Here is a 26,879-nt window from a genome sequence, read left to right as displayed (position 1 = left end):
GTTTTTGACCAACTAACCTTTCAACCATGCTTCCCGCAGATTCTTCTGCTGCTCGCTAGCACCTTCAATTGGAACCAACTTAACGACCTTCAAAGTAGGCACACCAACTTTCCCCTTCAAGGTTATTTCCTCATCACCCCTTTGCACTACCATTACAATTTCCTTGTCGGGATCCCAGTTCATGCTTTGCCCAATAAGCAATCGTATATTGACCAGATTGGTCATTTTACCATCAACACTCTTAATAATATCTCCCCCTTGGGCACCCAAATCATTGAAAAAACTGTTCAATTGAATTCCTTCCCTAACAAAAATGGCGTTGTCATTTGCCGGATCCACATCTATATAGGGAATCTCACCATCAAAAAAATATCCTGTAGACTGCTCCTGTTCCGTTGTTGACAGCCCCACTTTTTTCCAATAGGCATCATAGTCTATAGGTGTATCCCCAATGACATGGCCATTAAAGAATTTCCCTATTTCCGGGTACGTCATTTCAACTATTTCATCAATCAACCCATCATCCTCAAAAGGCTTGGAATCCCCATACTTTTTGGAAAGCTCCTTCATCAGCCACAAAACACCCTTTTCACCTCCACTTAATTTCCTTAGGTCAATATCGATCGCCATATTTATCAATGCCCCTTTTTCGTATACATTGGCATAATTTTTCTTATATGGCTCCTCCAATATATTTTTGCTCATTACGGTAAAGGACATGCTATCATCATAGGTTTTGGATCGCTCCACCTTCTCCATAAGTCTTTGATAAAAATCCTCTTCACTAATCAACCCCTGTTGAATTTGAAAAAGATTGGCAAAATATTCGGTAGTCCCTTCATACATCCATAAGTGCATGGACATTTTAGGGTCGTTAAAATCAAAATATTGTATTTCATTGGAATGGATGGTCAACGGAGTAACGATATGAAAAAACTCATGGGCCACCGTGTCAAAAATCGCCTCCTCCAATCGCTCTTTCGATATTTGTTCGGGCATTACCACTACTGTAGAAGTGTGGTGTTCCAATGCCCCAAAACCTTTAGCGTCCTCATCATCCATATTGGATAGATAGAGGATAATGGTATAGTGCTTGGTACTGTTAATATCCCCCAGAAATGCCTTCTGCCCCCGCATCATTTTCTCCATTCCAGCCTTTAGACTGGCCGCGGTAAAATGACCATTGGGAGAATAGACACTTAAAGTTACCGCAATGTCGTTCACCTGAAATGTCTCCGTACTAGGGTCGGAGTACATAATTGGATTATCTATAACTTCAAAGTATCTAGTGGCCACAAAAACATCCGTATCCGGTCTATTTACATCCTGGACTCCCTTCACTAATGAAGTTACGGGCTCCAATCCATCCGGGGCAGAAATTTCCAATGAATACGGTATTTCCTCAAGCCCATCAAAATAACCCACAAATCCATGGAGATTCAACATAAAGTTCTTCCCCTTAAGAATATTGGTCCCCGACGGCGAAAAAACAGGCTCGCTCACCTCTACTTCGGTATCATAGGTATCGTTTACCCAATAATTGATCCTATCCAAATCCTTGGCATTGATGATCCTCCAAGTATTATCATCCAATTTTTCTACTTTCAACTCCCCTCCCTTATAATCAAGGGCCTTGAATTGCTCTATATACTTTCCGTAATTATCATCACTGTAAGTACCCGGCACTGTCTTGGGAATAAAAAAGGAAACAGTATCGGTAGCAAATGCGGTCGGATCCAAAATCACATTCACTTTATCGTCCACAACATTGATCAAATCAATTTTCGCAATTATGGAAGTCTTTTCTGCCGAAACCAATTTTTTTGTAGTTCCACACCCATGGAGCACCAAAATTGCAGCTCCTAAAATCCAAGTTTTTTTAATTAACCCTATTCTATTTGTCATTATTTAGTGATTTTATTTATCGTTTGTTCCAAAACTGCCATAGCCGTTCTAATGTCCGAAATATCAAAATAAGAAATTTCACCATTACAAATCGGTGGAACCACAACAACTGTGCAAGATTATAAAAATAAATTTACCTTCCCATAAGCATTAGGAAATAATTAAGGATAGACGAATCGTCCATGCCAAGCCACTTCATAAATATTTTTGATTATTTTTGCATGAAATTAATCAACATCAGGATGCAATACAAAAGAATACTTTTAAAACTCAGTGGAGAGGCCCTTATGGGCACCAAGCAATACGGTATTGACCCTCAGCGTTTATCCGAATATGCCGAGGAGATCAAAGAAGTTGTGGACAAAGGTATAGAAGTTGCTATTGTGATAGGTGGTGGCAATATTTTCAGGGGATTGGCAGGAGCCAGTAATGGAATGGACAGGGTACAGGCGGACCATATGGGAATGTTGGCTACCGTAATAAATGGATTGGCCTTACAAAGTGCCTTGGAATTGCAAGGAGTGCAGACCAGATTACAATCTGCCATTAAAATAAATGAGGTAGCCGAACCTTTTATTAGAAGACGCGCCATGCGACATTTGGAAAAGGGCAGGGTAGTTATATTTGGAGGTGGTACAGGAAATCCATATTTCACCACAGATTCCGCTGCTGTATTACGAGCCATAGAAATTGAAGCCGATGTAATTTTAAAAGGAACCCGAGTGGACGGAATTTATACCTCCGACCCGGAAAAAGACAAAACAGCCACCAAATTTGACACGATAACCTTTAAAGATGTACTGACAAAGGGACTAAAAGTAATGGATACCACGGCCTTTACCCTAAGTCAGGAAAACGAATTGCCTATTGTTGTTTTTGATATGAACAAAAAAGGAAACCTTATGAAGTTGGTTTCCGGAGAGAATATAGGAACTGTCGTAAATCTATAGTTTTGGCACTATTTGTGTTGAATCAATTAAAAAAATAGCATATGAACGAAGAAATTAAATTTATTCTGGATACTACCAAAGAAGGGATGGACAGTGCGATAGCACACCTTGAAAAAATGTTCTTGAAAATCAGGGCTGGAAAGGCCAGTCCGGTTATGCTATCCAGTGTAATGGTGGAATATTACGGCTCCCCCACACCATTGTCCCAGGTGGCAAATGTGAATACCCCGGATGCAAGGACCTTATCCGTTCAGCCTTGGGAAAAGAACATGCTACATGAAATAGAAAAGGCCATAATGAACGCCAATCTAGGATTTAATCCTATGAACAACGGCGATTTCGTAATCATCAACGTACCTCCCTTAACGGAAGAAAGAAGAAAGGATTTGGTAAAACAAGCAAAGGCGGAAGCGGAAGACGCTAAGATAGGTGTACGGAATGCACGTCAGGAAGCCAACAAGGAAATTAGGAGCCTGGAAGTATCCGAAGATTTACAGAAAAACGCAGAAGCCGATGTACAGGCACTTACCGACAAATACATAAAAAAGATAGATGCTTTCCTAGATGTTAAGGAAGCCGAGATAATGAAGGTATAATCCTTAAAGTACTAACATTAAAAGAGCGGTCCATGGACCGCTCTTTTAATTTTCCATTACCATCTGCCCCAAAAAACTGAATACTGCTTCCTCCCTGCCCTAACGTATACAGTCGATAAAATTCGTTTTTCCATCTACTACTATTTAGTCCCAGCTTCCTAGGAACAATAACAATCATTCTCTACCTTTGCGCTCGAATAATTTTAGAATCCGAAAGACCTGTTTAGATCATTTCGATTTACTGGTTTTTTTAGGTTTATATACCATATAAGCATTCTAAAACAAGAGGTTTCACTAGATGGTTGCAAAGTTAACGCAAGGTTTTTGGGCAAAAATAGCACGGATAATACTTAGGAACAGAATTACAATTCTGGTCCTATTGGCCATAATAACCATTTTTATGTCCATGCAGTGGGACAAAATGAGGTTTTCCAATTCACAAGCCAACCTCCTACCCGATCACCACCCCGTAAACCTGGAATACCTTTCCTTTCTAAAACAGTTTGGGGAAGAAGGCAATGTTGTTGTCTTGGCCGTAAAGGACAGCTCCTTATTTACCCCTGAAAAATTCAATCGCTGGAACAAGCTTAGCAAGCAACTAGGGGCATTTCCCGAGGTTGACTTCGTGTTGTCTACTGATAACCTGCAAGAGCTCGTAAAAGACACTGTAAAACAAGAATTTGTTATGCAGCCTTTTATAAAACAAACCCCGAAAACCAAAAAGGAGGTCGACAGTCTGACGAATCACCTTTTTAACGATCTTCCGTTCTACGATAACCTTATCTACAATAAAAAGTCGCATACCATACGCAGTGTAATTTATTTGGACAAAGATATTGTCAACACCTCCGTACGTAAAGACTTCATATTGGAAGACCTTTCTACTTTGGTTAAAAATTTTGAAAAAGAAACGGGCCTAGATGTGCGTATTTCGGGCATGCCATACATAAGGACGATGAACTCCCAAAATATCATTGATGAAATTGGGAAATTTATACTTGCGGCATTGGGAGTAACTTCCTTGATCTTCTTTTTCTTTTTCAGAAGTTTTAGGGCTACGATCATCTCCATGTTTGTCGTAATTATAGGGGTTATGTGGGCTTTTGGGATCTTGGGCCTATTGCAATATGAAATAACGGTTCTTACCGCCCTGATTCCGCCATTAATCATTGTTATCGGTATTCCCAACTGTATCTTCCTTATAAACAAATACCAACAAGAAGTAAAAAAGCACGGAAACCAGGCCTTGTCGCTACAACGTGTAATCTCAAAGATTGGTAACGCCACCCTGATGACCAACGTTACTACCGCTTCAGGTTTTGCAACGTTTATTATTACCGACAGCAAACTTCTCAAAGAGTTCGGCATTGTGGCCTCCATCAACATTATAGGAATATTTGTGCTTTCCCTCTTGATAATTCCGATTATCTACAGTTTTATGTCCCTTCCAAAAGACAAGCATTTGAAACACTTGAACACCAAATGGATCGAAACTTTTGTAAGCTGGATGGAAAGAATTGTAAGGGAGAGAAGGATTACGGTATACATAGTATCCATTGCCCTTTTAGTAGCTAGTATAATTGGCATATATCAAATAGACATTTCCGGAAGCCCTATAGAGGATATGCCCAAAAAAGCGGAATTTTTTCAGGACATACGGTTTTTCGAACAAGAGTTTGACGGAATAATGCCCGTAGAAATAGTGGTGGATACCGAAAGGCCCAAAGGGGTCTTAAAACCTACTACCCTAAGAAAAATGGATGAATTGGGCACGGTGATAAATGAAATTCCCGAACTTTCCAGACCAGTTTCAGTAGTGGACTTGGTTAAATATTCCAAACAGGCCTTCTACAGCGGCATTCCCAAATACTATCAACTCCCCACTTCACAGGAAAATACTTTCATTATGGATGTTGCCCGCAAATCCGCGGACAACGGCAACCTATTGAGCAGTTTTGTAGATAGCACCGGGCAGGTGGCCCGGATGACCACATACATGAAGGATGTAAAAACATCCCGTATGGAAACCATTGAAGCCAAACTAAAAGAGAATATCGACAAAATTTTTCCTTCGGACAGATACAAGGTTACCATGACCGGTAGTGCCCTTTTATTTTTAAAAGGAACCAAATATTTGGTAAAAAACCTGATCATGTCCCTTGCCCTGGCCATTGGTCTAATAGCCCTATTTATGGCCTATCTTTTCCGATCGTTTAGAATGATCGTGATTTCCTTGATACCCAATTTATTGCCGCTGGTAATCACCGCGGGAGTTATGGGATTCGTTGGGGTACCAATTAAGCCTTCCACTATTTTGGTATTTAGCATTGCTTTTGGGATTTCGGTGGACGATACCATACACTTTTTGGCCAAATACAGGCAGGAACTTACAAGCAACCATTGGAGAATTAAAAAATCGGTCTATGCCGCCTTAAGGGAAACCGGAGTTAGTATGTTCTATACCTCCATTGTACTGTTCTTTGGCTTTTCAGTCTTCATTATTTCCAGTTTCGGGGGAACCGTAGCGTTAGGGGCATTGGTCTCGGCCACCCTATTGTTCGCCATGCTGGCCAACCTAATTTTACTGCCTTCCCTACTTCTTTCCCTGGAGAGAAGTATAGCCAACAAACAGGTGCTTAAAGAACCACAAATAGATATTCTTCCCAAGGAAGAACCCAATATCACGGACAAGGAGGAATAGTCCATTTTTTTAAATATTTTTTACTCGGTATTTACAGATGTTTACCCAATTTATATTTTTGCAAAAAGGCTATCTTTGCCACTTAATTTACAAGGAATTCAAATGAAGACATTTAGCGTAAAAGAGCTACTATCTCCCGAACATTTACACCAGGAAGTTACTGTTAACGGATGGGTAAAAACCTTCAGGAGCAATAGATTTATTGCTTTAAACGATGGATCTACTATAAACAACATACAATGCGTAGTAGATTTTGAGGAATATGATGAAAATCTACTAAAGCAAATTAATACGGGCGCTGCACTTAGAATAAGTGGAACCTTGGTGGAAAGCCAGGGAAAAGGGCAGTCCGTGGAGATACAGGTCAAGGAGATCAAGGTACACGGAGGAGCGGACCCAGAGGTCTACCCCATTCAACCTAAAAAACACTCTCTGGAGTTTTTGCGGGAAAAGGCACACCTACGTGTAAGAACAAATACTTTTGCAGCTATAATGAGGGTGCGTTCGGCCCTTTCGTTTGCCGTGCACCAATATTTTCAAAAAAATGGCTTCTTCTATGTCCATACCCCTATAATTACAGGCTCGGATGCGGAAGGGGCTGGAGAAATGTTCAGGGTGTCTACCTTGGACAACAAAAAGCCGCCTTTAACGGAGGATGGTGAAATAGATTATAAAGAAGATTTTTTTGGCAAAGAGACCAATTTAACCGTATCCGGACAGTTGGAAGCCGAAACCTACGCCATGGGCTTGGGAAAGGTCTACACCTTTGGCCCTACTTTTAGGGCTGAAAACTCGAATACTTCTAGACATTTGGCCGAATTTTGGATGATAGAGCCCGAAGTAGCCTTTAATGACCTGGATGCCAACATGGATTTGGCCGAAGACTTTATAAAGGAGGTCATTAATTATGCTTTGGAAAACTGTAAGGAAGACCTACAGTTCCTGGAGCAGCGATTATTGGACGAAGAAAAGAGCAAACCACAGGCGGAACGCAGTGAAATGCCTTTGATAGAAAAACTAAAATTTGTTTCGGACAACACCTTTAAGCGTGTCACCTACACCGAGGCCATAGACATACTAAGGAACAGTAAACCCAACAAAAAGAAGCAGTTCAAATACCTTATTGATGAATGGGGCGCTGACCTACAAAGTGAGCACGAACGCTTCTTGGTGGAAAAACATTTTAAATGCCCGGTAATATTATTCGATTATCCCGCCAAAATAAAGGCATTTTATATGCGTTTAAATGAGGACGGCAAAACGGTTAGGGCCATGGACATTTTATTCCCCGGTATTGGCGAAATTGTAGGTGGATCCCAACGTGAGGAACGCTTGGACATCCTATTGGAGAAGATCAAAGCATTGGGTATCGATGAAAAGGAACTTTGGTGGTATTTGGATCTTAGAAAATTTGGAACTGCCGTACATAGTGGCTTTGGATTAGGTTTCGAGAGATTGGTACTATTTGCAACGGGTATGGGCAATATAAGAGACGTAATACCCTTCCCTAGAACGCCACAGAATGCTGAATTCTAATCATTATTCTTTAACTTTATAAGATAGATCACCGTTATACATGCTGAAACAACACCTACAGTTTAAATTATCGCAGAAATTATCTCCACAACAAATACAGTTGATGAAGTTGATTCAATTGCCTACGCAGGCATTTGAACAACGACTGAAACAAGAGCTGGAGGAAAATCCTGCTTTGGAAACTGGAAAGGATGAAGTTGACACCCAACAGGATGAATTTGATGATCTATATGACAACGAAACCGATAGCGAAAGCATAAGTGCGGAAGATATCAATATTGATGATTATTTAAGTGATGACGAAATTCCGGATTATCGCACACAAGCCAACAATTACAGTGCTGATGATGAGGAAAAAAGTGTTCCATACGCGGCAGGAATATCTTTTAATCAATATCTCATAAATCAGTTGAACACTATTTATTTAACTGATGAGGAATGGTCCATTGCCGAATTCTTGGTGGGCAGCGTGGATGAAAGCGGATATATCAGAAGACCTCTTTCGGATATCATGGACGATTTGGCTTTTACCCAAAACATCTATACGGACGAAAAGACCATTGAAAAGGTATTGCACATAGTTCAGGATCTTGACCCTGCCGGTGTAGCGGCAAGAACTTTGGAAGAGTGCCTTCTTCTTCAATTAAAAAGGAAGGAAATGACCCCCAGTATAGAACTGGCCATTCAATTGTTGGAGAAATCATTTGAGCAGTTTACCAAAAAGCACTATCAAAAGCTTATTCAAAAGCACAATATCACGGAGGAACAGCTAAAGGATGCCATTGCCGAAATTGAACGCTTAAACCCCAAACCAGGTGGCTCCTATTCCGGGAATAACCGCATTGTGGAGCACGTAGTACCCGATTTTTCCATTCGTATTGTAGATGGGGAACTGGAGCTTACCCTAAACGGAAGAAATGCACCTGAGCTTCATGTTTCGCGCGAGTACAACAATATGCTGGAAGGGTACAAGAATTCCAAGGAAAAGTCGAAGTCCCAAAAGGACACCGTGATGTTCATCAAACAAAAATTGGACGCCGCTAAATGGTTTATTGACGCCATAAGACAGCGTCAACAGACCCTATATATTACCATGAACGAAATCATGGAATATCAAAAAGAATACTTTCTTACAGGGGATGAACGCAAACTTCGCCCCATGATACTTAAAGACATAGCCGATGGCATCGGCATGGATGTTTCTACTGTTTCCAGGGTAGCCAACAGCAAATATGTTGATACCCCTTATGGCACAAAATTAATAAAGGATTACTTTTCTGAATCCATGAAAAACGATCAAGGAGAGGATGTATCCACCAAGGAAATAAAAAAGATTCTGGAAACTGTTATTGGGGAGGAAACCAAGAAAAAACCGCTTACTGATGATAAACTGGCTGCCATTCTCAAAGAAAAGGGTTATCCTATTGCCCGGCGGACGGTAGCAAAATACAGGGAACAACTGGATATTCCGGTGGCCAGGTTGAGAAAACAGATTTAATGCGACTATTCCTCAAGATTACGTCATACCTTCTACACCCGCTTTTTATACCATTTGCAGGCACCATAGCCTATTTCCTTATCACCCCCAAATACAGTCCGTTGGAAGTGCAGAGCGGAAATATTCTGCCCATATTTATTCTCACTATTATCATCCCCATTATATTCTACCTGATCTTGCGCAACCTGGGCATTGTAAGCTCCATATTCATGCCCGATCTTCAGGAAAGGAAATATCCACTTTACATTAGCCTAGGACTGCTTTTAATGGCCCTATTTAAAGTAATCCCCAACAACTTTACCATAGAGCTGCACTACTACTTTTTAGGCCTTATAGCAGCCTTATTTAGCGCCCTCGTATTGCTATTTCTTAACTTTAAGTGCAGTATGCACCTTTTAGGCATGGGAAGCCTGTTAATGTACTTAATAAACCTGAGTATCCACTTTGAAATTAACGTTACCATCGCCATTGCCATAATAACCCTACTAAGCGGCCTAGCAGCCACCTCCCGACTTTATTTGAACGCCCACACCAAAGCGGAAGTCCTAATTGGATTTGCCATCGGGCTGTTTACCCAATTATTTACTGTTAAATTTTGGCTATAAAATAAAGAAAATAAGCCCCACTTTAAGTGGCTTAAACTCAATAAGATCCCCAGTCTCTCCCATTACCCCATCATTGAACAACGAACTAAGCGCATAATAAATATGAATATTGAAGGTATTGTAACCCACATTTAAGGTTAGACCATATTGAAAGTCCCTTATATCCTTATTTACGAAAACTATTTTCTCTGAGCTTGAAACGAATTTAGACCTACCATCAAAAACATAGCCTAGCTTAACACCAGTATAAATCCTCCAAAACTTATATTCCTCCGGAGTTGAATTGCGCCACCTAATCTGAAAGGGGACCTCCAAGACATGGGTTGCAATTTTGTTTCTCTTGAAATCGGCATCACTACCCAACACCGAATACACAACATCTGATCCCTGTTGGGAAGCCAACAAATTGGTATAATAGGAATTGATACCATATCCCAAACCAATAGCAATGCCCATATTCCTTTGATAACTTAAGGGAATATCCTTAATAAAACCCGCCTGCAGGCCATAAGAAAGGTTTCTTTGGGAAACATCGGCCGGAAGATTTGTGGCAAAATTATAAGTAAGCCCAAAATAAAATTGATCTTCCAAATATTTCCTATCCACCTCCTTATTGGATTCCAAAACCTGTCCGGAAACAAAAGCACCGCAAAATAAAAGAATTGTATATACAAAGGGGCATCTCATAGCCTTCCAAAGGTAATTAATTAAACACAAAAAAAACGCTTCAAATGTATGCATTTGAAGCGTTTTGATTCTCTTATCCTTTTACTAACTATTGCAAATTCCTGAACGCATCACCTTCATAGGTGGTATAATTTACTTTCAAGGCATTTACTTTTCTAAGCTCTTGTTTTATATCGGAAATAATACCCATATTGGCCTCCTTGTCCACCTTAAGCGCGGTTGTCAATACATTTTGTAATTCCTGAGGCTTTTTGGCCCTTTCCATCAAAATATAATCACCCACTTCGGATGCATCAGCAAACTTATCGTTCAACTGAATTTTGGATTCGGTACCATAAGTCTTCTCATACTCACGGGTAGGTTTCCCAACATAAATGTAGATTACCCTATCCTTCTTTTCCAATTTTTTGATTTCCGAAGCATTGGGCAGAACGTTTTCAACTTTCAAGGTACTATCTTTCATCACTGTAACCGTCATAAAGAAGAACAAAAGCATGAAAACGATATCTGGCAAGGATGCAGTGTTCACCGCAGGTAAAGCCGCATCTTTTTTCTTATTAAATTTTGACATAGTATCTTGTTTTTAACTTCTAAATTTAGTTTGACGATGTTTCGGCCTCTGAAAGCTTCTGAGGAAACAAATCCTGAATTCTCTTAACCTTCTCCTTTAATTCCTCACGAACGTTGTCCGGAGTTTCAGGGTTAAGATATTCTGCTTCCATATCCGTAAAGTTCCTCTTGAACAAACGTTGCGCCTCCCTATTCCTAAGATCGTTATAGGCACCAACCAATTCGTTCTGTACGGTTATATAGGTTCCGTATTTCGTCTCCCTATCATTCTTAAGCGAGATAATCGCTTTGGCAGGACTATCGGATGAAGCAGGATCCCTTTTGCCTTTGCAATAACTACAATAGTCAGGAGTTCCTGATGGTGCACCTCCATTGTCCAAAAAGGCAATGGCTTTTTCCCTTAAATCCTTAATATTTGTCAACTCGTCATCAGCCAATAATTGTCCATCACGGTTAATATTGACCTGAAAAATATTCTTTTGCTTAATGATTACATCCGTATCTGGCGGCTCAATTGGTGGCAACATACGATCTAACCCTGCATCTGTTTCAATAGTGGTCGTCACTAGGAAAAAGATAAGCAATAAGAACGCTATGTCTGCCATAGAACCCGCATTAACCTCTGGTGGTGCTCCTCTTTTTGGCATAATATTTTATTTTATTATTTACTAATCATTTTCTTAACTCCAGACCACAACATGGCTCCCACGGCAATAATGGTAAGGATAAAAAATACATTCAATCCCATACCTATGGTTTTCACTGTGCTCTCCGTAGTAGGAACTCCTTTTTTGGCCATTTCTTCCAAACTAACATCTGTTCCAGTTGCTAGGGCGTAAGAGATAACAACAACTACCAAAAGACCCCCTACACCAAATAAGGTTTTCTTTAAGGCTCCTTTGGAGGTAAACAAGTTCACTAATCCAAAAAGAACCGAGGCCGCTATCGCAATCCCCAACAATAAATAGGTGATGATGAACATGAAGTTCATAGACCCATTATTTATGGCTTCCGTTGCGGGAACGTCTGCACTAGGAAGCTGAAACCACAGTATGGCCCCAATCACTCCGAGTACAACTAATATTATTTTAACTATTTTATGCATGATACTTTAAGTATTTAGTGTCCGACTTATTTTTTGTGATCTGCCAACATATCAATCAAAGTGATTGATGAATCTTCCATATCATTTACAATACTGTCAATCTTTGCAATGATATAATTGTAGAAAATTTGAAGGATAATCGCAGTAATAAGACCGAATACCGTAGTCAATAACGCCACCTGAATATCACCTGCAATAAGGGATGCACTCAAGTTACCAACCGCTGCAATTTTCTGGAAGGCCTGAATCATACCGATTACCGTACCCATGAACCCAAGCATTGGAGCTACAGCGATAAATAAAGACAACCAAGAAACGTTCTTCTCCAATTGACCCATTTGTACACCTCCGTAGGCTACAACCGCTTTTTCGGCAGATTCTATACTATCTCCAGCTCTTTCCAATCCTTGGTAGTAGATGGAAGCAACAGGACCTTTTGTATTTCTACATACCTCTTTGGCAGCTTCAATACCACCCGAAGCCAAAGCATCTTCTACTTGTTGCTTTAGTTTTGCAGTGTTGGTAGTAGCAAGGTTTAAATAAATAATCCTTTCAATAGCTACGGCCAGACCAAGAATTAAACACAAAAGAACAATACCCATAAATCCGGCACCACCCTGAATAAATTGCTCCTTTAGCACTTGAGTGAAACCTTTTTCCGCTGCTGGAGCCGCATCTTGCAAAATGGCTGCTGCTGCAACAACTTTTGCGCTTACTGTATTTGTACCTGCCACAAATAACCCAGCTGTAGCCAGGATAGAGAATAATCTTTTCATTTCTTTGAAACTTAAATTTAGTTAGTTAATAGGGTTAAAGATAAAAAAAATTCGCAATATAAAAATTAAAACTTAACAGCAGAGAGGAAGGGATTCGAACCCTCGATACCCTTGTGGGGTATACACACTTTCCAGGCGTGCGCCTTCGACCACTCGGCCACCTCTCTAGTTATAGTTATTGGGCAGCCAAATAACAAAAAAAATATTAGTTAAAGAAATTTAGACTGTTATTTTTATTGCATTTCGCCCCTGAGAGATGTTTCATATATGGTTTTGAACAACTTAGGGGAAATATTATTTCCAAGTAAATACATTAACTTGGTAATTGCCGCTTCGGTTGTAATATCCTTACCGTTAATAATTTGCAATTTTTCAAGATGCTTGCTTGTTTCATAGCGTCCCATAAGAACACTTCCCCCAGAACATTGTGTTACATTGATGATAAAAATTTCTCTCTCCATAGCTTTTTTTAACTCCGAAGTGAACCATTCATCGGTAGGAGCGTTCCCAGAGCCATATGTTTCAAGGACCACAGCTTTTAAGTTAGGGGAATTTAAGATGCTATGCAAGACTGTTTGGTTAAAACCTGGAAATAATTTTAAAATAACTACGTTTTGATCCATTACCTTATGAACTTTTAGCCTTTTGGTTGAATTTACCCGAAACAAATACTCCCTATTCACCTTTAAATGCACCCCGGATTCTATTAAGGCCGGATAATTTAAAGAGGCAAAAGCTTCAAAATGCTCCGCATTAATCTTGGTTGTTCTGTTTGCTCTGTACAATTTATATTCAAAATACAGTCCAACCTCTTGAACTACCGGCATATTATCTTCCCGCAAGGCCGCTATCTGTATGGAGGTAATCAAATTTTCCTTGGCATCCGTCCTTAAATCCCCAATTGGTAATTGGGAACCCGTAAAAATCACTGGTTTTCGAAGATTCTCCAACATATAGCTCAAAGCTGATGAAGTATAGCTCATAGTGTCACTACCGTGCAGCACCACAAAACCATCATGGGAATCATAATGATCTTCTATAATGGTGGCAATATTAACCCAGTGACCAACATTCATATTGGACGAATCTATGGGCGTATCAAAGGAAATACTGTCTATGCTACAATCCAATTGACCGAGCTCTGGAATATTTTTGATCAATTTATTAAAATTAAAAGCCTTCAGTGCCCCCGTATCATAATCCTTGACCATACCTATGGTACCTCCAGTATATATGAGAAGAATTTTGGTCTTACCAAATGTAGAATCTCTATTTTTCAATCTTAATAATTGTTAGGGGTTAAAAATTTGCAGTGGGCTACAGGCCTAATTTTATGGCTTTTCCCTAAAGCTAACTAGCTAAAATACCCATTTATATTCCAAAAACCTGTCGGGAATTAGCCGTTGTAATCGCCGCAACTTCTTCCTTTTCCATAGCATATATTTGGGCCATTTTTTCCAAAACGTTGACCAAATAAGCGCTTTCGTTCCGTTTTCCACGGTAAGGAACAGGGGCCAAATAAGGCGAATCTGTTTCCAAAACCACATGTTTCAGGTCAATTTCCCTTAGAAACGTATCTATTTTACCGTTTTTAAAGGTAACCACCCCACCTATACCCAATTTCATATTATAGGAAATTGCTTTTTGTGCCTGCTCCAAAGTACCGGTAAAACAATGAAAAACTCCAAAAAGTCCATCGCCCTTTTCCTCTTCTAGGATTTGGAATATTTCATCAAATCCCTCCCTACAATGAATAACTATGGGATAAGCATACTTTTTTGCCCACTGTATTTGCTGCTTAAAGGCAATCTGCTGCTCCTTTAGAAAAGTTTTATCCCAATACAGATCGATGCCAGTCTCCCCCACTGCGTAAAATTTCCTGGACGCCAACATTTCCTCAACATGGGCCAACTCCTCTCTGTAATCTTCCTTTACATGTGTTGGATGCAGCCCGGCCATAAGAAAGATATTCTCAGGGTAGGATTTTTCCAAATCGAGCATCGCATTGGTATAGGATGAATCTATTGCGGGAATAAAAAAACGCTCAACCCCTAGTTCCATCGCCCTCTCTATGACCGAACTTCGATCACTATCAAAAGCCTCACTATATAAATGGGTATGTGTATCTGTCAATATCATAGAACAAAAATAGGATTATCTTTGACAAAAAAAGTACATATGCCCAGCCTTAAAGTTTTTCTACATAAAAAAAAATATATTGCCATACCTTTGGTCCTTACGGCTACAAATCATTTTGAAGTAACGGCCACCATCAATGGGATTAAAGGCAGGTTTATATTGGATACCGGGGCGTCCAACACCTGTATTGGGCTGGACAAAATTGAATTCTTCAAATTAAATTCCAAAGATTCCAAAATAAAGGCGGCAGGAGCAGGAGCCACCGAAATGCTCACCAAACTATCTACCAAAAACGTTATAGAAATAGGAAAATGGTTAAAAAAGAAACAGAAAATTGTCCTGTTCGACCTTGTCCACGTTAACCAGGCCCTGACCTCCCACCAGGCTATGCCCGTTGATGGCATAATAGGGGCCGATATACTAAAAAAAGGAAGGGCCATCATTGACTATCAAAAAACCCGTCTTTACCTTAAACAATAAGACCTGCCAGGTTTTAAAATCCCAACAGGTCCATAGTATTAAGTAAAGGGTCTTTCCCCAAGTACAATATATTATATTAAAGCTCCAATGCCTTTTTAACGTTGTTATCCATCAACAACTCTTCAGGGCTCTCCAAAGCTTCCTTAACCGCCACCAAGAAGCCTACAGACTCACGACCGTCAATAATACGGTGATCATAAGACAGGGCAACATACATAATAGGTGCAATGGCTATGGCCCCATCGCGGGCAATAGGCCTTTCTACTATATTGTGCATTCCTAGGATTGCACTTTGTGGAGGGTTGATAATGGGTGTGGACAACATAGATCCAAACACCCCACCATTGGTAATGGTAAACGTACCCCCGGTCATTTCATCGACTGTAATCTCACCTTCACGGGCCCTAATGGCCAATCTTTTTACTTCGGACTCCACACCTCTAAAGCTTAGATTTTCTGCGTTACGTATAACAGGCACCATAAGCCCTTTTGGCCCGGAAACGGCTATACTGATATCGCAGAAATCATATGAAATCATTTCCTTCCCATCTATCATAGAGTTTACGGAAGGGTACATTTGCAGCGCCCTAATGACGGCCTTTGTAAAAAAGGACATAAACCCTAAACCAACGTTATGCTTGTTCTTGAAGTCTTCCTTATATTGATTCCTAAGCGCAAAGATAGCCGACATATCCACTTCGTTAAAAGTGGTCAACATGGCCGTCTCGTTCTTAGCAGCTACCAAACGCTCGGCAACCTTACGGCGCAACATAGACAATTTGGTTCTACTTTCTCCTCTGGAGCCTCCTTTAGGAGTACCCATTGAAGGAACCGCCTTAACAGCATCTTCCTTAGTAATACGCCCGTCCTTTCCGGTGCCTTTTATGGTTGAGGCATCCAAATCCTTTTCGGCAAGTATTTTCTTGGCTGCAGGTGAAGCCGACCCCGACGCATAGGAGGTCTTCTCTGGTTTCACCTCGGTCTTCTGCTCAGCCACTTCTTTTACTTCCGGTTTCTTTTCCACCGGTTTTTCTTCACTCTTGGCAGCCCCATCAGGCTTGGAAGCGCTAGTGTCTATTAAACATACTACCGCACCTACGGCAACAGCATCTCCCACTTCTGCCTTAAGGGTAATAATTCCACTTTCCTCCGCTGGCAACTCCAAGGTGGCCTTATCCGAATCTACTTCCGCTATTGCTTGATCTTTCTCCACGTAATCTCCATCACTTACCAACCATTCCGCTATCTCTACTTCTGTAATGGACTCCCCAGGAGAAGGGACTTTCATTTCTAAAATCATGTTTTATAATTTTAATTTGTGTTTTGCCTAAACTCGTTTCTATTTTTATCTTTCCAAATCAATAATCCTGAACCTTTAAGTACATACAATCATCAATGCTCAGGAAGGGTACATTATTTATCTTTAGCTTCAGGGTTTCTACCCATGTTATTCTTGCTTACATCAAAAACATAGTCAATTACCTGCTGATGACGACGCTTGGATCGCACAGCACTACCGGCAGCCGGGGAAGCGTAAAATCTTCTTGAGGCCACCCTTAGTTTATGGGCCTCGCTAAAGTGCATGGTCAAATGCCCCCAAGCACCCATATTCCTAGGTTCTTCCTGTGCCCATACCTTATCCTCGGCATTTTTATATTTCTCCATTATCGACTTCAATTGCTCTGTTGGCACTGGAAATAATTGCTCCACCCTAACCAAAGCTACGTCATCCCTATTATTTTCTTCCCTATAGGCCAGAAGATCGTAATAGAATTTCCCGGTACAGAATACCAAACTCTTAATTTTGGACACCTCAGCGGTAGCATCATCAATTACCATTTGGAATTCCCCGTTTGCCAACTCTTCAACCGTAGACACGGCCTTAGGGTGCCTCAACAAACTTTTTGGCGTAAATACTATCAAGGGCTTTCTGAAATTTACCTTCATTTGTCTTCTCAACAAATGAAACATATTTGCAGGGGTAGTAACATCGGCAATATACATATTATCCCTTGCGCATAATTGCAAATAGCGCTCCATGCGGGCAGAGGAATGTTCTGCACCCTGGCCTTCGTATCCGTGCGGCAACAACATTACCAGACCATTCTGCAATTTCCATTTGTCCTCCGCTGCGGATATGTACTGATCTATCATGATTTGGGCACCATTACTAAAATCCCCAAATTGGGCCTCCCAAATCGTTAAGGTATTGGGACTCGCCATGGCATACCCATAGTCAAAGCCAACCACACCATACTCAGACAATAGTGAGTTATATATTTGAAAAGTCCCTTGCTTATCCGAAATATGGTTCAAAAGCATTACCTCTTCCTCACTTTCTTCCACTTTCATAACCGCATGACGATGCGAAAAAGTACCCCTTTCAACATCCTGCCCGGACATACGCACTCCGTAACCTTCTTCCAAAAGTGTACCATAGGCCAAAAGTTCGCCCATGGCCCAATCCAAGGCATCATTTTCAAAAAACATAGCCTTACGGTCGTTCACCAATTTCTCAACTTTACGCAAAAACTTCTTATTCTCGGGTAACTCGGTCAATACCTTGGCTATGTCCGTAAGCTTCTTTTTATCGTATTTAGTATCTACCGGATCCATCATCTCCCATTCCCGTACATGGGTATACCCGCTCCATTCATCGGCCATAAACGGGGTAATTACGGTCTTATCCTCTTTTCTGGAATCTTCCAGTTCCTCTTCCAAGGAAGCCTTATATTGCTCTTCCAATTCTTGCACAAAACCATCCCCAATAATACCTTCATTAATTAATGCTGCAGCATAGATATCCCTCGAATTTTTATGCTTGGCAATAGCTTTGTAAAGTTTTGGCTGGGTAAAACGCGGTTCATCACCTTCGTTGTGCCCATATTTCCTATACCCCAAAAGGTCCAGAAATACATCCCTTTGAAAACGCATACGGAATTCCAAAGCAAAAAGGGAGGCATGCACAACCGCCTCGGGATCATCGGAATTTACATGCAGCACCGGACTCAAGGTTACCTTGGCCACATCCGTACAATAAGTAGAACTACGGGCATCCAAATAATTGGTCGTAAACCCAATTTGATTATTCACCACAATATGAATGGTACCATTGGTTTTATATCCATCCAAATTTGCCATTTGCACCACTTCGTATACCAATCCCTGCCCTGCAATGGCAGCGTCCCCGTGAACTACAATGGGCAGCACTTTAGAAAAATCGTCCTTATACCGAGCATCCTGTTTTGCCCTTGCAATACCCTCAACAACGGCACCAACTGTTTCCAAGTGGGAAGGATTTGGCGCGATGTTCATAATAATTTTCTTTCCATTTTGGGCTTTTCGCTCAGAGGTCCAACCCAAATGGTATTTCACATCCCCATCAAAAATTTCCTGTTCATAATCCTTACCGTCAAACTCGCTAAAGATATCCTTTGCCTTCTTTCCAAAGATATTGGTAAGAACATTCAAGCGCCCCCTATGGGCCATACCCATAACAAATTGCTCAACGCCCATTTCGGCAGCCTTTTCCACTACCGCATCCAAGGCAGGAATCAAGGATTCATTTCCTTCCAAGGAAAACCTCTTTTGCCCTACATATTTGGTATGCAGGAAGCCTTCAAAGGAAACCGCTTCATTTAATTTTTTAAGAATATGCTTTTTTCTATCGGAATCGTATTTCGGATGATTGTCATTGACATTCAACCAATTTTGGATCCATTCCACCCGCTCCGGGTTTCTGATATACATATATTCCACACCAATGGCATCGCAATAGATACTTGTTAGGTGTTCAATGATTTGACGTAAGGTACTGGGACCAATCCCCAGAATTTCCCCTGCGGTAAATGTAGTATCCAAATCGCTTGGAGCAAGTCCAAAATTTCCAATTTCCAAAGTGGGAAAATACTGTCTTCTTTCCCTAACCGGGTTTGTTTTGGTAAACAAATGCCCTCTTGTCCTGTATCCATCTATGAGGCGGACTACCTGAAACTCCTTCTGAAGCTTCTCGGGAACCTCAACTTCCTGACCCCCAGCAACGGATAAAGGTGCCGTCTGCAATTCATCGATCATCCCGTCTACGGAACTTTCCATACCGAAATCGAATCCTTGAAAAAAAGCTCTCCAACTAGGTTCAACACTATCGGGATTTGTTAAATACTTATCGTATAATGCTGCGAAATAAGAAGTGTGCGCAGCGTTTAAAAAGGAATATTTATCCATGAAAAAGTCTCTCTGTCTTTTGAACAAAATTTATTCAAAAATACAACATTTAGCATATCTAAGCTTATCTTAGCCATGAATAATGGAAAATTATTACAATAATTATGATAAATTGCCATTCCTTAAAAAAAAGCTTGGTTTTATGTGTTTTTTTCACGGCATTTTGGAACCTAAGTTATTCGCAACTAACCCCAAGGAATTCCAATTTTTGGAACCAGGTATATTTTGGAGGCAATTTAGGCCTCGGTTTTGGCAACAATTCCTTTAATGCATCCATCTCTCCAAGTGCAATTTACCAAGCTACAGCGCAATTCGGCGTAGGCCTGGGAATTAATCTCAACTACGCTAAATTTCGGAATGCAAAATTAGCGGCTTATGGAGGCAGTGTACTTTCCCTGTTCAATCCAATACCCGCGCTACAACTTTCTGCCGAGCTGGAACAGCTTAGGGTATATCGGGAACTTGAACTTGAGGGTGGCAACCTGGACGAAAGCTATTGGTCACCAGCCTTGTTTATGGGAATAGGTTACGGCAATAGGAATGTAACCGTGGGCATACGCTATAATGTTTTGCACGACCAGCAAAAAAGTATTTATGCAGACGCCTTTATGCCCTTTGTTAGGGTATATTTCTGATCTAAGATCCGTACTCGTTCCTAAACCACACCTTTTGCCATTCCCTTTTTAGTATTTCGAAAGTAACCTGTTCAGAAATTTCGACTACATCGGTGGCCTCAATGGCTTTTACCATTTTTTCGGGAACATCTATAATGTAAAGCAGATTTAAATAATCGGTAAATTTCTCCATGATCAAATAATATACTTTCTCATGTACCAAGGTCTTTAAATCCTTTGGGGAGATGTCATCCGGCCATTCCATAAATACATTGGCGAACACAAAATCTTTCTGCAATTGTGCTACTAGATTCTGATAGAGGCTTTGGCCCTTAGCATGCCTTAGAAGTGCCGAAATGTCGGGGAAATTTACAACCATATACTATTTACGAAATTTTATGTGAAATGGTTTTTAAGGAAGCGCAATTAAGTCATCTTTTCCGATAATTTCCCTGTCTTGGGCCTATTTTCGACGAAATAACCCAGGAATAACACATTTCCCCTTCTAATTCCCCAAATACTCAAGACATACACATCCTACACAACTTAAGGATTGGCTATCACAATATCTGTTTCCCCTTCCACAAGTGTAACATGGCAGCAATCTGCACCTACAGTATAATCCGAATCAACCAATAGCTCGTCATCAATAAAACCCTGAAAATTAATTTCAATTTCCTTATTGCGGTATTTTGTAACGTATTTATCACTGAACAATGGGTAGCTGCCATTTTTTGTCATCCATTCATATTCACTACTTGAAGCATTAAGGGTAATATCTTCCCCATCAGAAAGAACAACTACCTTATAGTGGTCCAAGGCCACAGCCGCACCATCCTTATCCTTGACACTAATTGTAATGGTCCTAAATTCTTCGGTACAAAATACGTCCGTACAATTGGATGTATCATCCGTATCGCTATCACTACAATTCAACGTTAGTAAAACCAATATTATGCCTGCAAATAACTTCATAAAACCTTTTTATTTTTTAGGATGCAGAGGATTCGAAAGGGTTGCTTTTTCCTAGTCCAGTTTATTCAAATCATCCGGTAATCCACAAAACAAAGGAGACCATTATATAAATAGCACTCCAACATATTGTTAAAATACAAAAGTAGGTTCCAGGAATTTATTTTCTGATTTTTTCCTCCCAAAGCCAGGCAGATTTCATGGCTTCATCCAGTGTAGATTCCGCCTTCCAACCCAATACCTTGTTTGCCTTGGTGGTATCCGCATAGGCAGAAGTAATATCGCCAGGCCTTCTGTCTACAATTTTATAGTTCAATTTTTTACCGGACACCTTTTCGAAGCTTTTAATAACCTCCAATACCGAACTACCTTTCCCTGTCCCTACATTGAACACCTCATAATTATCCTGGTTCTTGCCGTTTAGCAATCTTTCCAATGCCACTACGTGGGCCTTGGCCAGATCAACTACATGTATATAATCCCTAATGCAGGTTCCATCCTCTGTGGGGTAATCGCCACCAAAAACGGAAAGCTGCTCCCTGATACCCATGCCCGTTTGGGTAATGAATGGCACCAAATTTTGCGGAACACCTATTGGCAATTCCCCTATTTCGGCACTAGGATGGGCCCCCATAGGATTGAAGTACCTAAGCGCAATGGCATTTATCCCAGGTGTCACCATACAGGTATCACGAATTATTTCCTCTCCCATTTGCTTGGTATTACCATATGGTGATTCTGCCGTTTTTACCGGCGCACTTTCGGTAATGGGCATTTTATCGGCCTGACCGTATACGGTACATGACGAACTAAAGATGAAACTGGATTTGTTCTTTTTGGATAGTTCCTTGAGCAGGTAAACCAAGGTACCTATATTGTTCTCATAATACAACAAGGGTTTTTCCACGCTTTCACCAACCGCCTTGGATGCGGCAAAATGAATCACCCCTACAACGTCCTGATGTCTTTTAAAAAAATCCTCTACTTTCGACCTATCTTTAAGGTCCATTTTCTCGAAAATTGGTCGTTTCCCCGTAATGGCCACAATACCATCCAAGACCTTTTCGGTTGAATTGGACAGATCGTCAATAATAATTACTTCATAGCCCTTATTCTGTAATTCTACCGTGGTATGGGAACCTATAAACCCCAAACCTCCCGTTACGAGTATTTTCATTTATTAAAGTTTAATTAAAATTTTGGTTTTCATCTTTGGTAAATTGAACTTGGCAAAACCCAAACGATCCACTATTACCCCCCAATAAACTTGTTAATGGTTCCGGTGATAAAATCTATTTGCTCGTCGTCCAGCTCGGTGTGCATTGGCAATGAAATTACCTCCTTGACCAATTGATTGGTTACCGAAAAATCCTTCTCATCATAACGCTCATCCAAATAGGCCTTCTGCCTGTGCAAAGGAATAGGGTAATACACCCCACATGGAATTTGTTTTTCCGCCAAATGTTTTACCAACTCATCACGTTGGCCATTTAAAATCCTCAAAGTATACTGATGGAACACATGACAATCGCAGGTTTCACATATCTCCTTACAGGAATTGGCCATTTGGGGAACAAGGATATTTTTGTTTCCCTCAAAAGCCTTGGAATACTTTCTTGCCGCTGCCCTTCTACTGGCATTATAACCATCCAGTCGGGACAATTTGGAACGCAAAACTGCGGCCTGAATTGAATCCAATCTGGAGTTAACCCCTACTACATCATGATGGTAACGCTCATACATCCCGTGGTTCACAATTCCCCTTAAGGTATGTGCCAATTCATCATCGTTGGTAAAAATAGCCCCGCCATCACCATAACAACCTAAATTCTTGGAAGGAAAAAATGAAGTTGCCGCCACGTGCCCCATGGCACCGGCTTTCAGCTTTTTACCATTTTTAAAAGTATAATCGGCACCAATGGCCTGTGCATTATCCTCAATAACAAATAACTTATGCTTTTCCGCAATATCCAAAACCGCATCCATATTGGCACATTGGCCAAAAAGATGTACAGGCACTATAGCCTTGGTTTTAGGAGTAATGGCTTTTTCCAAGGCCACTGGATCTATATTAAAACTATCTGGTTCCACATCTACCAAGACCGGAGTAAGTTGTAGCAGTGCAATTACCTCTACAGTAGCAGCAAAGGTAAAATCGGCCGTTATTACCTCGTCACCAGGTTTTAAGCCCAAGCCCATCATCGCTATTTGAAGGGCATCGGTTCCATTGGCACAAGGAATAACGTGCTTCACCATCAAATAATCCTCCAATTCCTTTTGAAAGGCATGTACCTCGGGGCCATTAATAAATGCGGACGTTTCCAAAACATTGGAAATGGAGGCATTTACTTCATCCTTTATGACTTCATATTGACCCTTTAGGTCTACCATTTGAATTTTCTTCATTGCATAAAACTTAGGTTCCAAACTTGGTTTGGCGCGAACAATATTACAAAAATAAGGATTGGCAGCCAATGGAATTTATATAAAGAAACGTATTTTAGCCCCAAACGAAGATTCTGTGTTTGCCATATATAATTTTGCGGTACAATTATCCGCTCTTTTACTGAAATTGATTGCCTTGTTCCATCCAAAAATTAAACTTTTCGTTGAGGGACGAAAGGCGGCAATGCCCTATTTACAGCAAAATATTTCACCCGGAGATTCAATAATCTGGGTGCACACGGCCTCCTTGGGCGAATTTGAACAAGGCCTTCCAATTATAGAGCAATTAAAAAAAAGTTATCCCGAGCATCGAATATTGGTGACCTTTTTTTCCCCTTCGGGCTATGAGGTCAAAAAAAATACTTCTGCCTCCGATTTGGTCACCTACCTTCCCATGGACACCAAAAAAAACGCTAAAAAATTTCTGGACCTTGTCAATCCCAAGTTGGTCATTTTTGTCAAGTACGAAATTTGGCCCAATTATTTAAGATCACTATCCCAGAGAAGCATTCCTACCATTTTGATCTCCGCCCTTTTCAAGGACAGTCAGATATACTTTAAAGGCCATGGAGGATTCATGCGAAAGACCCTCCGCCATTTTACCCACATTTTTGTTCAGGATGCCAAATCCGTTGCATTGTTGAGCGGCATTGGCATTGAAAATACAGATATCAGTGGGGATACCAGATTTGACAGGGTTATAGAAATTCTAGAAAGGGACAATAGCCTAGCCTTTATGGAAGATTTTAAAAATGGCCGTCAAGTATTGGTGGCCGGCAGTACTTGGCCCGACGACGAGGAAGTATTGGTGCCCTATATAAACAGAGGCGAATCCTCCTTAAAATTTGTTCTTGCCCCGCACAACATCAAACCGGAGCACATCCACAGACTTAAGTCTTCCCTCACTAAAAAAACCATACTATATTCGGAATTGGGGAACAAGGATTTATCCAACTACGAAGTTCTTATTGTAGACACCATTGGCCTACTGACCAAAATTTACAGTTACGCAGACATTTCCTATGTTGGGGGTGGTTTTGCAACAGGATTGCACAATACTTTGGAACCTGCAGTATATGGGATTCCCGTGGTTATTGGCCCAAACTTCAAAGGATTTAAGGAAGCTGAGGATTTGGTAAAAAAAGGTGGAGTATTGGTTGTTAAATCGCCAAAGGAATTCTTCACCTTGGTCAACGACCTGGTAAAAGACCAGGCATACCTTAAAAGGACTGGGAACATCAACAGCACTTATGTAACTGAAAATAAAGGAGCAAGCATCCAAATCATGACATATATACGTACATTAATTTGAACACCTATGTTACGACTATGCAAAATTCCCGAATTTTATACTTGGTTGCCCTAACCACTTTTATCCTATTTTGTATCTCTTGCAAGGAATCCCTTGGGGAACAAAAAGACGCCATCCCTCCTGAAAAATCCGTTCCATTACCCAAAAAGGAGGAAATTAAAAAAACGGAACAAGAAAAGGTTATACCCCAAAAGGATAACATCCGTTCCAAATCAAAAAATGGGCAAAAGTCCAAGGCTAGGGATACCCTTACCCCAAAAATTGCCCTAACTTAGATATAGCATTCATTTGGTCTGCTTTTTTTGTTAGCTTTACAAAAATCAACAGACCAACTTATGAATCCCAAAATTCTACGCATTTCCCTTATTGCCGCCTTGGCAGGTTTTTTATTTGGCTTCGATACCGTAGTTATTTCAGGTGCCGAAAAAAAATTGCAACTTTTATGGAATTCCTCCGAAGCTTTTCACGGAACAGTTGTGATTGGCATGGCTTTGTTCGGCACCGTAATTGGAGCTATATTAGGTGGTATACCCACCAACAAAATTGGCAGAAAGAACACCCTAATTTGGATTGGGGTACTATATTCTGTCTCGGCAATAGGATCTGCCTTTGCCAATGACCCGGTTACCTTTGGAATATTCCGGTTTATTGGCGGTTTGGGAGTTGGCGCCTCCACAGTAGCGGCCCCTTCCTATATTTCCGAAATTGCCCCGGCAAAAGACCGCGGAAGATTGGTTGGCCTTTACCAGTTTATGCTTGTTTTTGGTATCATGGTGGCATTCATGTCTAATTACGCACTAAGCAACATTGGGGAAAACGATTGGCGATGGATGGTTGGCGTTGAAGCTTTCCCCGCAATAATATATACCTTATTTGTTCTAACGGTACCAAAAAGTCCAAGATGGCTATTGACCAAAAACAGGGCCGAGGAAGCCAAAAAAATACTCAACTCCATAAATCCGGACCTATCCTTGGAAGAATTGGAGGCAGAAATAGCCTATGGAGAAGAAGTTGGGGCGGCCTCAGAGAATATCTTCATGAAAAAATATCGCTTTCCATTGACCCTCGCATTTCTCATTGCCTTTTTCAATCAATTTTCAGGCATAAACGCCTTTCTATATTACGCCCCCCGAATATTTGAAGCAGCCGGATTGGGTGAAAGCACAGCGCTGCTCAGCAGCATAGGAATTGGCATCACCAACTTAATATTCACCTTTTTGGGCATATTTCTGATAGACCGACTGGGGCGTAAGCAATTAATGTATTTTGGCTCCATTGGCTATATCATTTCTTTGTCTCTTGTAGCCGCTGCATTCATACTTAACTGGGAAGGGATGGCAGTCCCCATCTTCCTCTTCTTGTTTATAGCCTCCCATGCTATTGGCCAAGGAGCTGTAATTTGGGTATTTATCTCCGAGGTATTTCCAAACCATCTAAGAGGTTCCGGTCAGGCCTTTGGCAGTTCCGTACATTGGGTATTGGCCTGGCTTATTCCCTCCTCCATCCCTGCACTTTTTGCCTGGGTAGGTCCAGGGCCCGTATTTGGATTCTTCGCTTTTATGATGGTGCTTCAATTGCTCTTTGTAATTTTCATGATGCCGGAGACCAAAGGAATTACACTGGAAGAACTTAGTAAAAAATTGAGTAAGTAAGAAAATACCACTAGTTGATTTTCAGCATTTTATCGAAAATATCAACAGTACAACGGATTAGTATACGAATTGATGGTCATTTAACGGATTTGGCTCCAAAACACATGATAAT

Annotated in this window: 25 protein-coding genes and 1 tRNA gene; 11 read left to right on the top strand and 15 right to left on the bottom strand. The window is 40.8% G+C overall.

Going from position 1 to position 26,879, the window contains the following annotated elements:
- Nucleotides 1-12: 12 nt before the first annotated feature.
- Nucleotides 13-1,905: a M61 family metallopeptidase gene (locus tag B9Y87_RS00745; protein ID WP_085495246.1), complete on the bottom strand. Its 1,893-nt coding sequence runs from the start codon at nt 1,903-1,905 to the stop codon at nt 13-15.
- A gap of 242 nt (nt 1,906-2,147) precedes the next feature.
- Here B9Y87_RS00745 and pyrH point away from each other — a divergent pair, with 242 nt between their 5' ends.
- From pyrH to B9Y87_RS00715, 6 genes are all read left to right on the top strand, one after another.
- Nucleotides 2,148-2,855 carry a UMP kinase gene (gene pyrH / locus B9Y87_RS00740; protein WP_085495243.1) on the top strand — a complete coding sequence of 236 codons (708 nt, stop codon included), beginning with the start codon at nt 2,148-2,150 and terminating at the stop codon, nt 2,853-2,855.
- A 41-nt stretch (nt 2,856-2,896) separates the two neighbouring features.
- Nucleotides 2,897-3,451 carry a ribosome recycling factor gene (gene frr, locus B9Y87_RS00735; RefSeq protein WP_085495239.1) on the top strand — a complete coding sequence of 185 codons (555 nt, stop codon included), beginning with the start codon at nt 2,897-2,899 and terminating at the stop codon, nt 3,449-3,451.
- Between the two features lie 298 nt (nt 3,452-3,749).
- Entirely contained in the window at nt 3,750-6,152 is a 2,403-nt protein-coding gene (locus B9Y87_RS00730) for an efflux RND transporter permease subunit (RefSeq protein ID WP_085495236.1), read from the top strand.
- A 102-nt stretch (nt 6,153-6,254) separates the two neighbouring features.
- Nucleotides 6,255-7,688, top strand: a complete 1,434-nt coding sequence (gene asnS / locus B9Y87_RS00725; protein ID WP_085495233.1) for an asparagine--tRNA ligase — start codon at nt 6,255-6,257, stop codon at nt 7,686-7,688.
- A 40-nt stretch (nt 7,689-7,728) separates the two neighbouring features.
- The gene (gene rpoN / locus B9Y87_RS00720) at nt 7,729-9,186 is read left to right on the top strand and encodes an RNA polymerase factor sigma-54 (protein ID WP_085495231.1); all 1,458 of its coding nucleotides are present in this window, start codon (nt 7,729-7,731) and stop codon (nt 9,184-9,186) included.
- Complete coding sequence (locus tag B9Y87_RS00715) at nt 9,186-9,791, top strand: hypothetical protein (protein WP_085495229.1); 606 nt, start codon at nt 9,186-9,188, stop codon at nt 9,789-9,791. Before rpoN ends, B9Y87_RS00715 begins: the two co-directional genes overlap by 1 nt.
- Here the strand turns inward: B9Y87_RS00715 and B9Y87_RS00710 are convergent.
- The 8 genes from B9Y87_RS00710 to B9Y87_RS00675 form a co-directional block, all read right to left on the bottom strand.
- Nucleotides 9,786-10,478, bottom strand: a complete 693-nt coding sequence (locus B9Y87_RS00710) for a porin family protein (RefSeq protein WP_085495227.1) — start codon at nt 10,476-10,478, stop codon at nt 9,786-9,788. The two genes, B9Y87_RS00715 and B9Y87_RS00710, sit on opposite strands and share 6 nt — an antisense overlap.
- Nucleotides 10,479-10,566: 88 nt before the next feature.
- Entirely contained in the window at nt 10,567-11,049 is a 483-nt protein-coding gene (locus B9Y87_RS00705; protein WP_031442363.1) for an ExbD/TolR family protein, read from the bottom strand.
- Between the two features lie 25 nt (nt 11,050-11,074).
- Nucleotides 11,075-11,695 carry an ExbD/TolR family protein gene (locus tag B9Y87_RS00700; RefSeq protein WP_085495225.1) on the bottom strand — a complete coding sequence of 207 codons (621 nt, stop codon included), beginning with the start codon at nt 11,693-11,695 and terminating at the stop codon, nt 11,075-11,077.
- Nucleotides 11,696-11,709: 14 nt separating this feature from the next.
- Nucleotides 11,710-12,153 carry a hypothetical protein gene (locus B9Y87_RS00695; protein WP_085495223.1) on the bottom strand — a complete coding sequence of 148 codons (444 nt, stop codon included), beginning with the start codon at nt 12,151-12,153 and terminating at the stop codon, nt 11,710-11,712.
- A 26-nt stretch (nt 12,154-12,179) separates the two neighbouring features.
- Nucleotides 12,180-12,929 (bottom strand): MotA/TolQ/ExbB proton channel family protein, encoded by a 750-nt coding sequence (locus B9Y87_RS00690; RefSeq protein WP_085495221.1) that lies wholly within the window; start codon nt 12,927-12,929, stop codon nt 12,180-12,182.
- A 79-nt stretch (nt 12,930-13,008) separates the two neighbouring features.
- Nucleotides 13,009-13,096: transfer RNA gene (locus tag B9Y87_RS00685), tRNA-Ser, on the bottom strand.
- Between the two features lie 66 nt (nt 13,097-13,162).
- A complete protein-coding gene (locus B9Y87_RS00680; RefSeq protein ID WP_262483161.1) occupies nt 13,163-14,209 on the bottom strand; it encodes an asparaginase in 1,047 nt (348 codons plus the stop codon).
- Between the two features lie 91 nt (nt 14,210-14,300).
- Entirely contained in the window at nt 14,301-15,068 is a 768-nt protein-coding gene (locus B9Y87_RS00675; RefSeq protein WP_085495219.1) for a TatD family hydrolase, read from the bottom strand.
- 39 nt (nt 15,069-15,107) lie between these two features.
- On the opposite strand from B9Y87_RS00675, the gene B9Y87_RS00670 reads away from it, so the two are divergent.
- Nucleotides 15,108-15,548 (top strand): retropepsin-like aspartic protease family protein, encoded by a 441-nt coding sequence (locus tag B9Y87_RS00670; RefSeq protein WP_085495217.1) that lies wholly within the window; start codon nt 15,108-15,110, stop codon nt 15,546-15,548.
- 76 nt (nt 15,549-15,624) lie between these two features.
- Here the strand turns inward: B9Y87_RS00670 and odhB are convergent, their stop codons facing one another.
- Nucleotides 15,625-16,848: a 2-oxoglutarate dehydrogenase complex dihydrolipoyllysine-residue succinyltransferase gene (gene odhB / locus B9Y87_RS00665; protein ID WP_072862893.1), complete on the bottom strand. Its 1,224-nt coding sequence runs from the start codon at nt 16,846-16,848 to the stop codon at nt 15,625-15,627.
- Between the two features lie 113 nt (nt 16,849-16,961).
- Complete coding sequence (locus tag B9Y87_RS00660; RefSeq protein WP_085495216.1) at nt 16,962-19,772, bottom strand: 2-oxoglutarate dehydrogenase E1 component; 2,811 nt, start codon at nt 19,770-19,772, stop codon at nt 16,962-16,964.
- 104 nt (nt 19,773-19,876) lie between these two features.
- Between B9Y87_RS00660 and B9Y87_RS00655 the strand changes: the two genes are divergently transcribed.
- On the top strand, nt 19,877-20,407 hold the full coding sequence (locus B9Y87_RS00655; RefSeq protein WP_085495214.1) for an alpha-ketoglutarate decarboxylase: 531 nt from the start codon (nt 19,877-19,879) through the stop codon (nt 20,405-20,407).
- Nucleotide 20,408: 1 nt separating this feature from the next.
- Here the strand turns inward: B9Y87_RS00655 and B9Y87_RS00650 are convergent, their stop codons facing one another.
- The 4 genes from B9Y87_RS00650 to B9Y87_RS00635 form a co-directional block, all read right to left on the bottom strand.
- Nucleotides 20,409-20,765, bottom strand: a complete 357-nt coding sequence (locus B9Y87_RS00650; protein ID WP_085495212.1) for a hypothetical protein — start codon at nt 20,763-20,765, stop codon at nt 20,409-20,411.
- A 167-nt stretch (nt 20,766-20,932) separates the two neighbouring features.
- Nucleotides 20,933-21,361 (bottom strand): hypothetical protein, encoded by a 429-nt coding sequence (locus B9Y87_RS00645; RefSeq protein WP_085495209.1) that lies wholly within the window; start codon nt 21,359-21,361, stop codon nt 20,933-20,935.
- 157 nt (nt 21,362-21,518) lie between these two features.
- Nucleotides 21,519-22,535 (bottom strand): UDP-glucose 4-epimerase GalE, encoded by a 1,017-nt coding sequence (gene galE, locus B9Y87_RS00640; protein WP_085495207.1) that lies wholly within the window; start codon nt 22,533-22,535, stop codon nt 21,519-21,521.
- A gap of 74 nt (nt 22,536-22,609) precedes the next feature.
- On the bottom strand, nt 22,610-23,764 hold the full coding sequence (locus B9Y87_RS00635; protein WP_085495205.1) for a DegT/DnrJ/EryC1/StrS family aminotransferase: 1,155 nt from the start codon (nt 23,762-23,764) through the stop codon (nt 22,610-22,612).
- A 58-nt stretch (nt 23,765-23,822) separates the two neighbouring features.
- Between B9Y87_RS00635 and B9Y87_RS00630 the strand changes: the two genes are divergently transcribed.
- Genes B9Y87_RS00630 through B9Y87_RS00620 form a run of 3 tightly spaced genes read left to right on the top strand, consistent with a single transcriptional unit; the run spans nt 23,823 to nt 26,767 of the window.
- Nucleotides 23,823-25,115, top strand: a complete 1,293-nt coding sequence (locus B9Y87_RS00630; RefSeq protein WP_317045099.1) for a 3-deoxy-D-manno-octulosonic acid transferase — start codon at nt 23,823-23,825, stop codon at nt 25,113-25,115.
- A gap of 17 nt (nt 25,116-25,132) precedes the next feature.
- Nucleotides 25,133-25,390 (top strand): hypothetical protein, encoded by a 258-nt coding sequence (locus B9Y87_RS00625; protein ID WP_085495203.1) that lies wholly within the window; start codon nt 25,133-25,135, stop codon nt 25,388-25,390.
- A 60-nt stretch (nt 25,391-25,450) separates the two neighbouring features.
- Nucleotides 25,451-26,767 carry a sugar porter family MFS transporter gene (locus tag B9Y87_RS00620; protein WP_085495201.1) on the top strand — a complete coding sequence of 439 codons (1,317 nt, stop codon included), beginning with the start codon at nt 25,451-25,453 and terminating at the stop codon, nt 26,765-26,767.
- The last annotated feature ends 112 nt before the right edge of the window (nt 26,768-26,879 follow it).

The organism is Arenibacter troitsensis (assembly GCF_900177645.1).
In the GTDB taxonomy this organism is placed as follows: Bacteria; Bacteroidota; Bacteroidia; order Flavobacteriales; family Flavobacteriaceae; genus Arenibacter; species Arenibacter troitsensis.
Note: the sequence above shows the minus strand (reverse complement) of the source record. Positions and strands in the feature narration are given on the sequence as shown.